Genomic DNA, 15163 nt, shown 5'->3' on the forward strand with positions numbered 1-15163 from the left:
TGTCTCCCGTACAGTGGAGGGCGTGGAAGAGTTCTCCAAGGTTCGAGTCGACCCGCACCGCAACCGCCTGTGGCCCGTTGTGGTTGCTGCGATTGTCTGTATTCCTCTCTTGGTTCTGTCTGTGCGTTTCTCCCTGTTGGCGGCGGACTTTATGAAACCCATGGTGGAACTGGGAGTTGACTTCCCGGTGCTGGCGTTCATGTTTTTCTTGTCTTCTGCAGCGTGGTTGGCAATCGCTACTGTGTTGATTGCGCTTTGGGTCGCTCTTGTTCGCAAGACGTTCAAGTGGCGCGTCATCTGGTGTGTTGTTGCGGTCGTCGCGGCTGGTCTTTTACCTTTAAGCTGGGTGTTCTCGGGCGCACTGTTTTAGCGCTTTGAGGATCCGCTGTTCGGATACCGGGTGCGCGGCTTGGACCTGCGGAGCCCACAGCGAGATCCGGAGTTCTTCCACATCAAACACCACGTCTTGCCACGCCGGTGGCAATAGACCCACGGTTTCGGGCGTGAACGCCGGGGCACGTTGTGTGATTGCGCTTTGCACTGTGTGAATCCGGTCCATGAATTGGCGGTCGCGGGCGGGTTGTTGCCCCATTTTTTCTGTGCGAATCCGGGCGGCTTCCAGATACGCGGGGTATCGGGGAAGGAATCTGGGGTGAACGTGGGCAACCCAGCCGGGGTGGGTGAGCGTTTCCACGTGTTCTTTCACATCGGTGAGCCCGGTCAGAATTTCCAGTGACGAAGATTTACTGATGAGCTTGAAGACGGCCTGCGCCACAGTGAGTGTCTTCACAGTGTGGGCAAGCGTTTTTTCTAGCGCGCTAAGAATCTGCTCGTTAACCGCACGTTCGCACGCCGAGTACGCCTCGCGATCGCGCACGGGTTCATGTTGAACCACAATGCCATGGACCGCACTATAAACGCAGTCGCTCACAATGTCGTTCGGTTGCCCCGCCAGCACCAGTTTGTCTGCGTGTGCCAGCCCACCCACCACATAGGCGCGCGCTTCTGCACAGTTACGCGCAATCAGCCGGGCAACACCTCGGTCGTGGATGAGCCGGGCGCGCCCAGCATCTTCCACTTCCTCCAGGTCCACGTGCCCTCCCCGGTCTATCAGGGTGCTGCCCGCCGGCAGGCTGTCCCAGCGCCACTTCGTCACGCCGGTGACGGGGGTAAACGCCGAGGTCGCCCCCGCTGTCCGTGGTTGCTCGCCTGCCCGGGTTGCGGGTTCAGTGCGTGGTGTGGGGGCCGAGCTCTTCGATTCGGCGCGGGCCTTGAGGAACTCCGCTAGTTGGCTAGGTTTTTTGCGGGATTGGTGGACGATGATGCGCATCCGCAAGTGTGGTGGGATGCGTTCGGTGTCGAAGTCGTGGGCGTGGACGTCGATGGGCATGAGGTCGGTGAGTTCCCCACCTCCTGCCCGTGCGGTGAGTGCCTGCGCTACCGCGTCTTCAAGTGTGCCCTCATAGGGTTCGAGCTGTTGATTGAGCTCACGTGCAACATTGGGCGCGGGAACAAAGTATTTGCGCTTTGCTTTAGGGAGCGCACGAATGAGCGCGGTGATGAGTTCTAAGCGCAGTCCGGGCACTTGCCACGTGAACTGTGCTGGGTCGGCGTGGGTGGCCTGCTGTTCGTTGAGGTGGATCGTGACACCGTCGCTGTCAGCACCTGGGTCATATGTGTAGCGCAGCTTGGCGTTAGGTTTGACGTTCTCGGGTAATCCGCGCAGTTTCCATTCGAGCGGGAAGGCTGCTGCCGCGGTTTCACGCGCTTCATCAGTGTTCCCGGCTACCAGTGCATCCGGGTCGATGTTGAGGGCAACAGGGTTGGCTTGGCGGGCTTTTTTCCACCACGCGTTAAAGGACGGTGCAGACGTCACTTTTGCAGGCAAGGCTTGGTCGTAGAACTCGAAGAGAAGTTCATCATCTGCCCGTAGCCGGTTGTCGCGCATGCGGTCGGCCAGTTGGTGAGCAGTACGGAGCGCTTTTTCGTTGTGGCGCACGAACGCGTGATCTTCGTTCCATTCCCCGTCAATGAGGGCGTGGCGAATAAACATGTCACGGGCTTCCGCCGGGTTGATACGCGCGTACCCAACCCGGGTGTCCGAGGTCAGCGCGACTCCGTACAGGCTCGTGTGGTCGTACACGAACGCTTGCCCTTTTTTGGTGGACCAGTGCGGTTCGGAGTACTGGTGACGAATGAGAGGACCCGCGGCTTTGATCACCCAGTCAGGGTCGATTTTCGCCACGGTGCGCGCCCACAAGCGTGAGGTCTCAACGAGTTCGGCAGCTACCACCAGGTCCGGTTTAGTCTTAAACAGCCCAGAACCAGGGAAGATCCTAAACCGGGTTCCGCGAGCGCCCAAGTAGTCGGGTGAGTTATGGGTTTTGGCCCCGATCGAGGACAGCAGCCCAGTCAAAAGGGCCGTGTGAATCGCTGGGTCCTGGTCCCCTGCCCCTAATCCCCCACCGGGCTTCTCAATGGGGTGGCCCGCAGACTTGAGCATGGTGCACAGCTGGGTGACCAAGTCCATCCATTCGCGGACTCGCACGAAGTTAATGAATTCGTCCTTGCACAGTTTGCGCAGCTTAGAGGTCGAAAGCTTCTGGGACTGTTCGTGCACGTAGTTCCACAGCGCGATGTAACTCATGAAGTCGGATGCGGGGCGGGCAAACCGGGCGTGTTTTTCATCCGCTTGCGCTCGCATCTCAGTTGGGCGTTCGCGTGGGTCCTGTAGGGAGAGCGCTGCCACGATGACAACGACCTCGGCGGCAACCCCGTATTCCACGCCGGCCATCACAATGCGTGCCATGCGCGGGTCAATGGGGAGCGCACCCAGAGCGCGGCCCAACTTAGTCAGGCGCAACCGCCCGTTTTCTTTTCGAATCGCGCCCAGTTCGGAAAGCAACGCGGCACCTGAGCGCACGGCGGCGGAGTCCGGTGGGGTGAGGAACGGGAAGGAAAGGATGTCATTTTCGTTTTGCACCAGCCCCAGCGTGAGCATTTGGAGGACCACGCTGGCCAAGTGAGTGCGGAGGATTTCCGGGTCGGTGTATTCCGGGCGGGTGTTGAAGTCTTCTTCGCTGTAGAGGCGAATACAGATTCCAGGGCTGGTACGCCCGGCGCGCCCGGCGCGCTGACGGGCCGAGGCTTGCGAAATGCGCTCGATGGGCAGGCGTTGGACTTTTGTGCGGTTGGAGTACCGCGAGATGCGCGCCGTTCCCGCGTCGATCACGTATTTGATTCCAGGCACCGTGAGCGAGGTTTCTGCCACGTTGGTGGCAAGGACTACGCGCGTGGAGCTGTGGGCGGCGAAAACGCGTTGTTGTTCGGCTGCTGAGAGACGCCCAAATAGTGGCACAATCTCCCACTGGCTGTACCGCGCGCCTTTTTTGCGTAGGTGGCTGCTGAGGGCGTCGGCGGTGTCTCGGATTTCGCGTTCACCGGATAAGAACACCAGGATGTCACCGGGTTCTTCGCGGGAAAGTTCGTCAACGGCGTCGAGGATTCCGTCGGTTTGGTCGGCTGTTCCCGTGTCGTACGTGCCGTCGGTGCCGGGGCCGTCGGTGTCATCGTCGCTTCCGGCGCCTTCGAGTGGCCGGTACCGCATTTCCACCGGGTAGGTGCGGCCGGACACGCTCACAATGGGGGCGTTCGCAAAGTGTTGAGAAAAGGATTCGGGGTCAATCGTGGCCGAGGTGATAATCACCTTGAGATCGGGGCGTTTGGGTAACAGCCGGGCCAGGAACCCTAGAAGGAAGTCGATGTTGAGGCTACGTTCGTGGGCTTCGTCGATAATGATGACGTCATAGGCGCGCAGGTATTTGTCGTGTTGGAGTTCCGCGAGCAGGATCCCGTCGGTCATGACTTTGACCCGGGTGGAGTCGTCCGTGTGGGCGGTGAACCGCACCTGATAGCCCACGCCTTCACCTAGTTCAACCCCGGTTTCTTCCGCGATCCTAGTGGCCACAGACCGGGCGGCGATTCGGCGTGGCTGAGTGTGACCAATCATGCCGTTGATCCCATACCCCAGCTCCATGCACAGTTTGGGCAACTGGGTGGTCTTCCCGGAGCCGGTCTCACCTGCCACCACGATCACTTGGTGGTCTTTGAGCGCTTGGGCGATTTCACCTCGGGCAGCACTGACGGGCAGTTCTTCCGGGTAGTGGAATATAGGGTCAACGGCTTTGCGCGCTTCGATTCGCTTGTGCGTCAAAGCGTGGTTGTTGTGCGCGTGTGCTTTTCCTCGTCGCCTACCGCGACGCTTCCCCGGTGAGTTCATTGCGTCTCTAGGCTACCGTGTGGACACGTCAACATCAGACGTGGACTACCCCGTAACCTAGGTTGGCAGGAAGGAGAACGATGCTGGGAGCACTTGAAGGTTTCGGGGTTATCGGTTGCATTATTTTGGCCGGTTTCCTTTTGGGGCGTTCGGGTGTTCTGGGATCGCAAGGTCAGCAGGTGCTGGCAAACACCGTGTTTTTTGTGGGAACCCCTGCCCTGATGTTCACCACGATCGCATCCACGCCGGTGTCGCAGGTATTTACTCCGGCATTGTTTGCAACGGCCGGGTCGGCCTTGCTCATGGCGGTGGTGATGTTCGTGTTTACCCGCGCCCGAGGTCGTTCTTTGGGAGAAGCGACCGTGGCGGGTTGGTCGGTGTCGTACGTCAACATTGGAAACTTGGGAATCCCCATCGCCACATATGTGTTGGGCAGTTTGAATGCGATTCCACCGGTTCTTTTGTTCCAAATTATTGTTTTGGCTCCGATTGGTTTCGCCATTTTGGATGCGACGCGAACTGTGGGGGCCGAATGGTGGCGCCCCATCATTCGAGTGTTCACTAACCCCATTTTGATTGGGTCTGTCGCGGGGTTGATCGCCTCTGTCACCGGCTTTAAACTGCCAGCTGTTTTGGCTGATCCCATTGCCATGTTGGGTGCCACGTCTGTTCCGCTGACCCTCATGGCTTTTGGCATTTCGCTCAAGGACGGGTGGACGTTACCTCAGCCTGGCACGCGCACGCAGTTGACTGCGATGACGTTTCTCAAACTTGTCGTTCACCCGTTTGTCGCGTGGCTCATTGGTGGCCCGCTCTTGGGGTACTCAGGTGGCGATCTGTTAGCGATTGTGGTGACGTCGGCGCTTCCTACCGCGCAAAACGTGTACATTAACGCTCTGAAGTACCGGCAGTCCGAGGTGGTGACCCGTGACGTCGTTTTCATCACCACACTGTTGTCAATTCCGGCCGTTGTCATTGTGACCGTACTGCTGGCTTGAGCATGTGACGCTGCTCGCCACCGTGGCTTAAAGGTGTGTCGATCCCCCACCGCCCGGGCAAAACCACGAACAATAGGTGTGTGGCTACTGACAAGAACTCTGACGACCTCGTTTCGCGACGCATGAACGCACAGGACGACGATCCGGAAGCGACCGCGCAGTTCGACGCGTTTCCACGCGAGAGCACACCGGAGAAACCCAGCATGCTCAGCGATGAAGAGTGGGCGCTCCTTTCCGACGGGCCCGGCAAAAAGTCCTCGGAAACCACGGACACCTCTAAGGTCGCTTCGAAGGACACCAAGGACACACATGAGTCCGCCCCAACCAGAGAAACTTCGGTCAAACGCCAACACTCCTCGGCACGCCCAGCCGAACGCGATGAACCCACCCGAGTCATGCCAGCTCCGGCACCCGCCGGCGGTTCCACGGCTGCGACAACGACCTCGGGAACCGCAGCGTCGACAGCCACCACCTCGGCGGCGAAACCCGGCTTGTATCACCGCTTTGGGTTCCTCGATTTCATCGCTACCGCGATCATTGTTGCGTCAATGCCTTTCATGCTTGTAGCGCTTGCAGTCAAGATCGCGGCAAGTGGCATGTTCTTGCGGTTCGAATACTTCATCAGCCCGTGGTTCCCCAAGGACGAATACGGTTTCCATTCCGATGACCGGCTCCACTACGCGTCCTATGTGACGGACTATCTGTTCAACGGCGACTCGTCGCGCTATCTGGCAGACGTAGTCTTCCCTGACGGCAAACCGGTCTTCACCGACGGCGAAATTGCCCACATGGCCGATGTGAAAGGCCTGGTCACGTTGCTCGTATTCATTGCGATCGTGGGCGTGATCCTGTCACTCATTTCCGCAGTGTACTTGGGAAGGAAATACGGCCCAGGACTCCACCACGCGCTGCGCTGGTCAGGGATTGTCACACTGGTGCTGTTCGCGGTTTTGACGGTTCTAGCTCTTGTGGGATGGGATCGGTTCTTCACCGGATTCCACGACATGTTCTTCGCTTCAGGAACCTGGCAGTTCTACTTGGACGATTCGCTCATTCGCCTGTTCCCACCACAGTTCTGGATTGACGCGGGAATCTTTGTCGCAGGCTTCGTGGTGCTGATTTCGATTCTGTTCATCGCCTTGAGTCGCATCGGGCACAAGAAGCGCAAACTGGCCCGTGACGCCGCGAAAAAGGCGTAGTTTTAGCTAGACCTGACTACATGCGTAAGGCCCTCAGAGCTTGAAGCTCTGAGGGCCTTACGCATCGCGCCTTCGTTGCCTAGGCCTTAGTCACCTACTGCGTCGCGACCACGGATCACGATCTTAGGGTCTGGCGGGTACACCACTGAGGTGTCTTTGTCTTCGTATTCGACAGAGTTGAGGAAATAGCGCATAGCGTTGAGGCGGGCACGCTTCTTGTCGTTGGACTTCACCGTAATCCACGGAGCGTGGTCCGTGTCAGTGCGCAAGAACGTCTGTTCTTTCGCTTCCGTGTAGTCATCCCAACGGCCCAGGGATTCGAGGTCCATGGGTGAGAGTTTCCACTGGCGAACAGGGTCGATCTGACGAATCGCAAAGCGTGTGCGCTGTTCGTGTTCGGTCACCGAGAACCAGAATTTGGTCAGGTGAATACCGGACTCCACCAGCATCTTTTCAAACAGTGGAGCCTGCACCATGAACTCTTCGTACTGGCTGTCGGTACAGAAGCCCATTACGCGCTCAACGTTGGCGCGGTTGTACCACGACCGGTCGAACATCACGATTTCGCCACGTGTGGGCAAGTGCTTGACGTAACGCTGGAAGTACCACTGACCCGATTCCTGTTCAGTGGGCTTGTTAAGTGCAACAACACGAGCTGCACGCGGGTTGAGGTGTTCGGTGAACCGCTTAATAGTTCCACCCTTACCTGCCGCGTCGCGCCCTTCGAACACCAGAACGTGACGCAGACCGTGGTCTTGGCCGTAGTACTGGAACTTCAAGAGTTCGATCTGGAGTTTGTACTTCTCCTGTTCGTACTCGGAACGAGTCATGAGCGTGTCATACGGGTAGCCTTCGCGCCACGTTTCAACTGCGCGGCCGCCTGGATCAATGAGGTCAGGATCTGGTGTGTGCCCGTTGACCACCGTGTAGCCTTCGGTACGGAGTTTGTCGATGTATTCGCGCAGATTTTCTTTCTGATGTGGGTGCATGACTCTCCTTTGCCCTATAACTACAGCCTAGTCGATGAAGTACGCGTGTTTTGTGTGCTAGTGAAGGTCTGCCTTCTTAGGCGTCACGGTAAATCCATGGTCTTTGTGAGTGCACGACACTCCCCCGTCGTCCGTCACGGTGCACGTGGTGTCGTGGGCGGTGAGTTTGACGCCTGCCGGTAGTTCTTGGCCGCCTTCGGGGGCGTGTTCTGTTGCCAGGTAGGTGTACGTGGGATTGGACGTGGCTTGGAATTTCGCTGCCTTGCCGTAGTCCATCGCGACTGAGTCGGCTTTCTCTTTCTGCCCGTACGTGTTCTTGAGTTCCGGCACGTCGTCAGGGAGGTTTGAGGAGTTGCAACCCACAAAGGTTTCACCAATTGTGCACGAGTACGAACGGTCCGCGTTGCTGAAGTAGTACCCGTTTTCTGTTCCCGCAACGGTTCCGCGGTAGGCCTCTGGATCTGCTTCGTCACCGTTCGGTTCAGGGGCTGGGGGTGCTTCGGTAGCAAGCGGTTTCTTTGCAGGGTTGGGGTTCGAGGGTTGCTCGTCCCCGCCACCGCAGCCTGCGAGCGCAAGGGCCAGGCAGGCCGAGGTGGCAGCGAGTAAGGCACGGTGAGGTGTGAGTTTCATAGTCCTATTTCTTATGGGGATGTTGGTTATGGGGATGACAAAACAATGACGGACTGCGCTGGGGCCACGTAGTGTTCGGTGAAGTCCCCGTGAGCGTCCTCATGTGCTGAGTCTAATTCGAGGTGCCACGAAATCTGGGGAGGAAGGGCTACTTCGGTTTCATCTCCCACGTTGAGGATGAGAAAGACGCTCCCTGTCAGTTCTTCGCCAGAACGGTAGCCTGCGACTCCGCGGATCTCAACGCTTAAGGTTGTGAGCTCTGAGCTATGCCAGTCATCGTCAGTGGGTGTCTGGCCGTTGGCTTTGAACCACTGGATGTCGATCTGGCCGTCTTCGCGGGTTCCACCGTGGAGGAAGTTTCTTTGTCTCAACAGTGGGAGGCGTTTCCGCATGGCGCTTAAGCGTGAAATGAACTCGACTTCGGAACGTTGTGACCAGTCGACCCACCCGATCTCGTTGTCTTGTGCGTACGCGTTGTTGTTGCCACCTTGCGAGTTCCGCAGTTCGTCGCCAGCTAAAAGCATGGGGACACCCTGGGACACGAACAAGGTGGCGAGCATTCCGCGGATTCGGCGTTCGCGGGCCTCGTTGATGACTGGGTCCTCAGTAGGGCCTTCTGCTCCCATGTTGTCGGAGACGTTTTCGTTGTGCCCGTCACGGTTATCCTCGCCGTTGGCTTCGTTGTGTTTGTTGTTGTAGGAAACAACGTCGTTGAGCGTGAATCCGTCGTGGGCGGTGACAAAGTTGATCGAGGAGCTAGCACTGCGGCCCGAATGGTCGAATAGGTTGGCTGAACCCGTCAGGCACGAGCCCATATCGGTTGTTCCGAGGCTTTCGCCACGCCATGTCCGCCGGACTTTGTCACGGTAACTGTCGTTCCATTCTTTCCACGGGTACGGGTAATGCCCCAGTTGATAGCCGTCAATACCCAGATCCCATGGTTCAGCAATGAGTTTGACTCCCGCTAGCAGAGGGTCCTGGCGGACAGTATAGAAGAACGGGGAATTAGGGGTAAAGCGGTCTTCTGTGCGCCCCAGGGTGCTGGCCAGGTCAAACCGGAAGCCGTCGATTCCGTACCTGGTGACCCAGTGGCGCATGCTGTCCAGGACCAGCCGGATCACCATGTCGGAGTCGGGGTTCAATGAATTTCCGGTTCCCGTGACGTCCACATAGTGACGGCCCCCGTCCGTGAGTTGGTAGTACCCCGGGTTGTTCAGACCTCGGTAGCTCAAGGTGGGGCCCATTTCACTTCCCTCGCCTGTGTGGTTGAAAACGATGTCTAAGATGACTTCGATTCCAGCTTCGTGAAGGGTGTGAACAGCATGCCGGATCTCGGTGTCTGCATCACGGTACGCATAACGGGGTTCGGGGGCTTGCCACGCAATAGGTTGGTATCCCCAGTAGTTGCTTTTGTCGTGACGCACTAAGAATTCGTCGTCAATGAACGCTTGAATGGGCAGTAGTTCCAGGGCTGTGACGCCCAGTTTCTTCAAGTGCTCCACAACCACAGGGTGAGCCAGAGCGGCATACGTCCCTCGGATGTCTTCAGGAATATCCGGGTGTTGTTGTGTCAGTCCTTTTACGTGCGCTTCGTAGATGACCGTGTCACACCACGGGTGAATGGGCCGGTTCAGAGAAGGGTCGGGACCTTGAGCCGAGCCCTGAACGATCGCTTTGGGCACGACAGGTGCGGAGTCACGGTCGTCTTGCACCATGTCATCCCCTGGTCCCACCGCATATGCATTCATGAGGCCGTCCCACGACACAGGCCCGGTCAACGCTTGTGCATACGGGTCAATCAGTAGTTTGGCCGGGTTGAAGCGCAGCCCGTTTTCCGGTTGGTGCGGTCCAGTAGCACGTAGCCCGTAGCGCGTACCTTGCGTGATGCCCTCAACGTGGGCGTACCACACACCACCGTCACGATACGGAACAGGAATACGCTGTTCTTCTGCGTCGGTGAACACGCACAGTTCCACCAAGGTGGCATCCGGGGCCCACACAGCGACATTCGCGCCAGTCTCCGTGAGCGTTACTCCCATGGGCCACGACTTGCCAACGCTCACTCGGGAATGCTGTTCAGTCACGCGGTAAGCCCTTCAAACAGCTCTGCGTACACGCGCGCAGAGGACTCCCAGCCCACCGGCGTGCGCATTCCCTTGCGCAGAATCGACCGCCACACTTTCTTCTGAGCGAACAGTTCTGTCGAGTATGCAAGTGCTTCGGAAAGCCCGTGCGTGCTGATGTCAGAGAAGGTGATTCCGGTGGCGGTTTTGTTCTCAATGTTTTCCGCCGAGGCGTGGGTCACCGAATCCTTCAGTCCCCCAGTTGCTGCCACAATGGGGACGGCTCCGTACCGGAGCCCATACATTTGAGTGAGTCCGCACGGTTCGAACCGGGATGGCACCAGGACAGAGTCACCACCGGCATACATGCGGTGACTCAACGGTTCGTCATACCCAATTCGCACACCAACAGAACCCGGGAACCTGCGAGCCAAGTCGTGTAACGCGCTCTCATAACCGGGATCTCCGGATCCCAGTACAGCCAGGGAACCACCTCGGGCAACATAGTCAGGAACCGCGTCAATCAACATGTCGATTCCCTTTTGGTGCGCCAACCGGGTCACCACCACGGCCAGCGGGCCCTGTGGTTTAGCCAGGCCGAACTCAGCGACCAACGCTTTACGGTTCTTCTTCTTGCCTTCCTGGCTGGACGCGGAATACGGAACAACGTGCGGGTCGTTTTCTGGGTCCCACACGCGAAGATCAATTCCGTTGAGAATCCCGAACATTTCACCGCGATCGGCGCGCATCCTAATGACACCGTCGAGGCCAAACCCCCACTCAGGTGACGCGATCTGCTGAGCGTATGACGGGCTCACCGTGTTCACGGCTGACGCGTGCACCATGCCAGCTTTTAACGCGCTCACTGTTCCGTGATATTCCAGAGCATCCGGGTGGTAGTCCCATGTAGGCAGGTTGACACGGTCCAACTGGTCCGGGCCAAAAATGCCCTGAAACGCGATATTGTGCAAAGTCATCACGCTGGGCACCGGTGTCCCAGCGTATTTCAGGTAGGACGGCACCAAGCCGGCTTGCCAGTCGTGGGCGTGAACGACCTCGGGCACCCACCCATCCGTGGTACCTTCCACGGCCAGTCGGGAACCTACCCAGGACAGGGCTGCGAACCGCATGTGATTGTCCGGGTAGTCGTGCCCGTCGACGTTGTAGGGCCCGCCTTCGCGGTCGAAGAAGTGCGGGGCGTCCAACAGCAGGTATTCCACGTCGTTGGATGTACCCAACAGCACGCGGGCGGGACCGCCGAACAGGTCATCGGTTTCCCACTGAACACTGGTGCTTTCCAGCCGGTCAGTAAGCCCCGGGTACGCCGGCATCAGGACGCGACTCTCCCACCCCAGCGGGAGAAGAGCGGAAGGCAGGGCGCCAACAACGTCGGCCAAACCTCCCGTTTTGACTAGTGGAGCCGACTCACTTGCCACCGACAGAACACGACGAGCCATCACAACCCCAGTTCGGCTGCGCGCCGGTCCAGCATGGGCTGGGTGATGAGAACGACGCCATTGTCCGTGCGCCTAAACCAGCGAGCGTCTTCCTCTGGGTCCTGCCCCACAACCAGGCCTTCGGGTATGACCACGCGGGAGTCCAGGACGCAATCTGTCAGCTGTGCAGAGCGGTGGATCTGGACGCGAGGCAAGGCGACGACACGTTCAAGAGAGGAATACGAGTGGACACGGGAACCTGTGAACAGCAGGGAGTGGCGCACGTCTGAACCAGAAATAATGCAGTCACCGGAAATGAGTGACTGGATGGCCTGCCCGCGCCTGCCTTCGTCGTCGTGGATGAACTTGGCAGGTGGGGTCAGCTCCGAATACGTCCAAATGGGCCACGAGTTGTCATACATGTCCAAGGCCGGAATGAAATCCGTGAGGTCGATGTTCGTCTGCCAGAACGAATCGATGGTCCCAACGTCGCGCCAGTACGGTTCGGTTTCTAGGCCAGACATCACGCACGATTCACTGAACTTGTGAGCGTGCGCGTACCCGTTTTGCACGATGTGTGGGATCAAGTCGTGGCCAAAGTCGTGGCTGGAGTCCACGTTGTCTGCGTCTTCGAGGAGGAGCTCACGTAGGAACGCCCACTTGAAAACGTAGATTCCCATGCTGGCGAGTGCGAGGTTCGGGTCGTCTGGCATTCCGGGCGGGTCCGCTGGCTTTTCGAGGAAGTCGACGATGCGGCCGGTTTCATCGGTGTGCATGACGCCAAACGCACTGGCTTCTTCACGTGGCACGGTCAAGCACCCGACCGTGACATCTGCGCCGGTTTCAACGTGCTGGCGCAACATGATTTCGTAGTCCATCTTGTACACGTGGTCGCCGGCGAGGACGATGATGTACTCGACGTTGTAATCGTCCACAATGTCGATGTTCTGCGTCACCGCATCCGCAGTTCCCATGTACCACTTGGTTTCAGCCACGCGTTGGCTGGCCGGCAGGATGTCCAAGTATTCGTTACGTTCCGCGCGGAAGAAACCCCACCCGCGTTGCAGGTGTCGGATCAGCGAGTGTGCCTTGTACTGCGTGGCCACCGCGATCTTCCGGATTCCAGAGTTCACCGCGTTGGACAGTGGGAAGTCAATAATGCGTGATTTACCCCCAAAGTGCACGGCCGGTTTTGCACGTCGGTCGGTGAGTTCCTGCAGGCGTGACCCACGTCCACCGGCCAAAACAAAGGCCATCGCCTGACTGGTCAAACGGGGGGCTGCCCCACGCGAGTTTCCGATAACGCTGGTTGGGCTCATGATTGATCCTCGACAAAGTAGATCGCGGTTAAAGGTGGCAGGGTGAGTAGAGCGGACTGGGCTTCTGTTCCACACGGCACGGGTTCAGTGTCAATTGCCCCGCAATTGCCACGGTTCGCCCCGCCGTAGTGTGACGAGTCGGTGTTGAGAGCTTCGTGCCAGCGACCAGGCACGGGGAACGCGATCCGGTAGTTGGTGCGTTCAACAGGGGTGCAGTTGAGCACCACTACAACATGTGGGTCTCCCGGGTTACCGCGGCGCATCCAGGCGATGACTTGGTCATCCACGGCTTCTAACAGGAGCCATTGGAAGCCGCGTGGATCCGTGTCGAGGGCGTGCATCGCAGGCTGGTCGCGGTAAAACAGGTTCAGATCACGGACTACGTTCTGTACGCCCGCGTGGCCGGGGTCATCCAAGGTGTCCCAGTCCAAGCTGGCTGCGTGGTTCCATTCGTGGTGCTGCCCAAACTCTTGGCCCATGAACAGCAGCTTCTTACCTGGGAACGCCCACATGTACGCGTAAAACAGTTTCAGGTTGCCCAGTTTGTCCTCATGGGATCCGGGCATGCGTTGGTACATGGACCCTTTTCCGTGAACCACTTCGTCATGGCTGATGGGCAGCACGTAGTTTTCCGAGTACGCATACGTCATCCCGAACGTGAGCTGGTTCTGGTGGTACTTGCGATACACGGGGTCCTTTGCGAAGTACTCCAAGGAGTCATTCATCCAACCCAGATTCCACTTGTACCCGAATCCCAGGCCACCAGCGTGAACCGGCTTCGTCACACCGGGAAACGCAGTGGATTCTTCGGCTACGATCGCAACCGAATCGTCCGCACCGTACGCGGCGGTGTTGGTCCGCTGAAGGAAATTGATGGCCTCGTAATTTTCGCGTCCGCCGTCGCGGTTAGGCACCCACTCGTTATCCTTGCGCGAATAGTCCAGGTAGATCATCGACGCGACGGCGTCGACGCGTAAACCGTCCAAGTGGTACTCGCTGAGCCAATACAAGGCATTGGACACCAGATAACTCAAAACTTCTGGACGGCCATAGTTAAAGATGAGCGTGTTCCAGTCAGGGTGGAAGCCCTGACGTGGATCAGCGTGTTCATACAAGGCCGTGCCGTCGAAGTTGCCCAAGCCGTGCGAATCGGTTGGGAAATGCCCCGGCACCCAGTCAGCGATCACGCCCAAACCGCGCGCGTGTGCCGCGTCAACAAACGCCTGGAACTCTTCCGGAGTGCCGTAGCGGATGGTTGGCGCATACAACCCAATAGGCTGATACCCCCACGAACCGTCAAACGGATGCTCACTTACCGGCATGATCTCGATGTGGGTGAATCCCATGTGGTGGGCGTAATCGACCAGTTCGTCTGCGAGTTCACGGTAGGACATGAAGCGTTCGCCGTGTTCGTTGCTCACGCGCTTCCATGAGCCTAAGTGGACTTCGTAAATGCTCACCGGCGCCGAGGTGGCAAAGGCTTCCCCACGGACCTCCAGCCAGTCGCTGTCAGTCCAGGTGTGGGCGTCGATGTCGCGCACCACCGAGGCGGTGTGCGGCGCGTGCTCACTACCAAACCCAACAGGGTCGGCCTTCAGAGGAAGTTGCCCGTTTTCGCCAAGAATGGAGTACTTGTACGTCTCCCCCGCCCCCAGACCAGGGATGAATAACTCCCAGACTCCTGTGGCACCTCGGGAGCGCATGGGGTGGGCCGTGTGGTCCCAGCTGTTGAAGTGACCGACGACGGACACACGTTTAGCGTTTGGTGCCCACACGGCAAAGTGGACGCCGGGGACTTCTTCGTGCGTGATGAGGTGAGCACCCAGGGCGCGCCATAGCTGGTGGTGGGTGCCCTCGCTCAAGAGGTATTCGTCGATTTCGCCTAAAACCGGGCTGAAGCGGTACGGGTCGTGACGTTCCTCAACGTGACCGCCGGGCCGCTGGATGCGCAAGCGATAGTAGGGCACATAAGGCCCGTGGAACACCGTAGGTGCGGACACGTACGGTTTGAGTTCGTGGGACTCTGCGTCGTTGACTGCCCACACGCGTTCCGCGCCAGGAATATGAGCCACGATTGTCGACTGGTCTGCGCTGGGTCCCAGAACCGAAAAAGGGTCCCAATGCCGGCCATCAACGACAGCCTGGATTTCAGCGGGCGCGGGACCGACCTCGGTCACACCGTCCGAATCTGAGGTGATATCCCTGGCCACGTTTACTCCTCGTCGCTCGCCCTTAAATCATTCAATCACA

At 58.5% G+C, this 15163-nt stretch carries 10 protein-coding genes; 3 read left to right on the plus strand and 7 right to left on the minus strand.

Annotated features, from left to right (window positions below):
- Window positions 1-22 precede the first annotated feature (22 nt).
- Entirely contained in the window at window positions 23-370 is a 348-nt protein-coding gene (locus tag QP868_RS02855) for a hypothetical protein (protein WP_156798204.1), read from the plus strand.
- Here the strand turns inward: QP868_RS02855 and hrpA are convergent.
- Complete coding sequence (hrpA, locus tag QP868_RS02860; RefSeq protein ID WP_284925149.1) at window positions 338-4279, minus strand: ATP-dependent RNA helicase HrpA; 3942 nt, start codon at window positions 4277-4279, stop codon at window positions 338-340. The two genes, QP868_RS02855 and hrpA, sit on opposite strands and share 33 nt — an antisense overlap.
- Window positions 4280-4359: 80 nt before the next feature.
- Here hrpA and QP868_RS02865 point away from each other — a divergent pair, with 80 nt between their 5' ends.
- Both QP868_RS02865 and QP868_RS02870 read left to right on the plus strand, forming a co-directional pair.
- Window positions 4360-5277: an AEC family transporter gene (locus QP868_RS02865; RefSeq protein WP_284925150.1), complete on the plus strand. Its 918-nt coding sequence runs from the start codon at window positions 4360-4362 to the stop codon at window positions 5275-5277.
- Window positions 5278-5357: 80 nt separating this feature from the next.
- A complete protein-coding gene (locus QP868_RS02870) occupies window positions 5358-6476 on the plus strand; it encodes a TIGR01906 family membrane protein (protein WP_284925151.1) in 1119 nt (372 codons plus the stop codon).
- An 86-nt stretch (window positions 6477-6562) separates the two neighbouring features.
- On the opposite strand, the gene ppk2 is transcribed toward QP868_RS02870, so the two are convergent.
- Genes ppk2 through glgB form a run of 6 tightly spaced genes read right to left on the minus strand, consistent with a single transcriptional unit; the run spans window position 6563 to window position 15123 of the window.
- The gene (ppk2, locus tag QP868_RS02875) at window positions 6563-7465 is read right to left on the minus strand and encodes a polyphosphate kinase 2 (RefSeq protein ID WP_005884607.1); all 903 of its coding nucleotides are present in this window, start codon (window positions 7463-7465) and stop codon (window positions 6563-6565) included.
- A gap of 57 nt (window positions 7466-7522) precedes the next feature.
- The gene (locus QP868_RS02880; RefSeq protein ID WP_284925152.1) at window positions 7523-8095 is read right to left on the minus strand and encodes a hypothetical protein; all 573 of its coding nucleotides are present in this window, start codon (window positions 8093-8095) and stop codon (window positions 7523-7525) included.
- Window positions 8096-8121: 26 nt separating this feature from the next.
- Window positions 8122-10179 carry a glycogen debranching protein GlgX gene (gene glgX, locus QP868_RS02885; protein WP_284925153.1) on the minus strand — a complete coding sequence of 686 codons (2058 nt, stop codon included), beginning with the start codon at window positions 10177-10179 and terminating at the stop codon, window positions 8122-8124.
- A complete protein-coding gene (gene glgA, locus QP868_RS02890) occupies window positions 10176-11615 on the minus strand; it encodes a glycogen synthase GlgA (RefSeq protein ID WP_284925154.1) in 1440 nt (479 codons plus the stop codon). The genes glgX and glgA overlap by 4 nt, the downstream gene beginning before the upstream one ends.
- Complete coding sequence (gene glgC / locus QP868_RS02895; RefSeq protein ID WP_284925155.1) at window positions 11615-12913, minus strand: glucose-1-phosphate adenylyltransferase; 1299 nt, start codon at window positions 12911-12913, stop codon at window positions 11615-11617. The genes glgA and glgC overlap by 1 nt, the downstream gene beginning before the upstream one ends.
- On the minus strand, window positions 12910-15123 hold the full coding sequence (gene glgB / locus QP868_RS02900) for a 1,4-alpha-glucan branching protein GlgB (RefSeq protein WP_284925156.1): 2214 nt from the start codon (window positions 15121-15123) through the stop codon (window positions 12910-12912). The genes glgC and glgB overlap by 4 nt, the downstream gene beginning before the upstream one ends.
- Window positions 15124-15163: the final 40 nt, after the last annotated feature.

It is taken from the genome of Brevibacterium sp. UMB1308A, from assembly GCF_030230605.1.
In the GTDB taxonomy this organism is placed as follows: domain Bacteria; phylum Actinomycetota; class Actinomycetes; order Actinomycetales; family Brevibacteriaceae; genus Brevibacterium.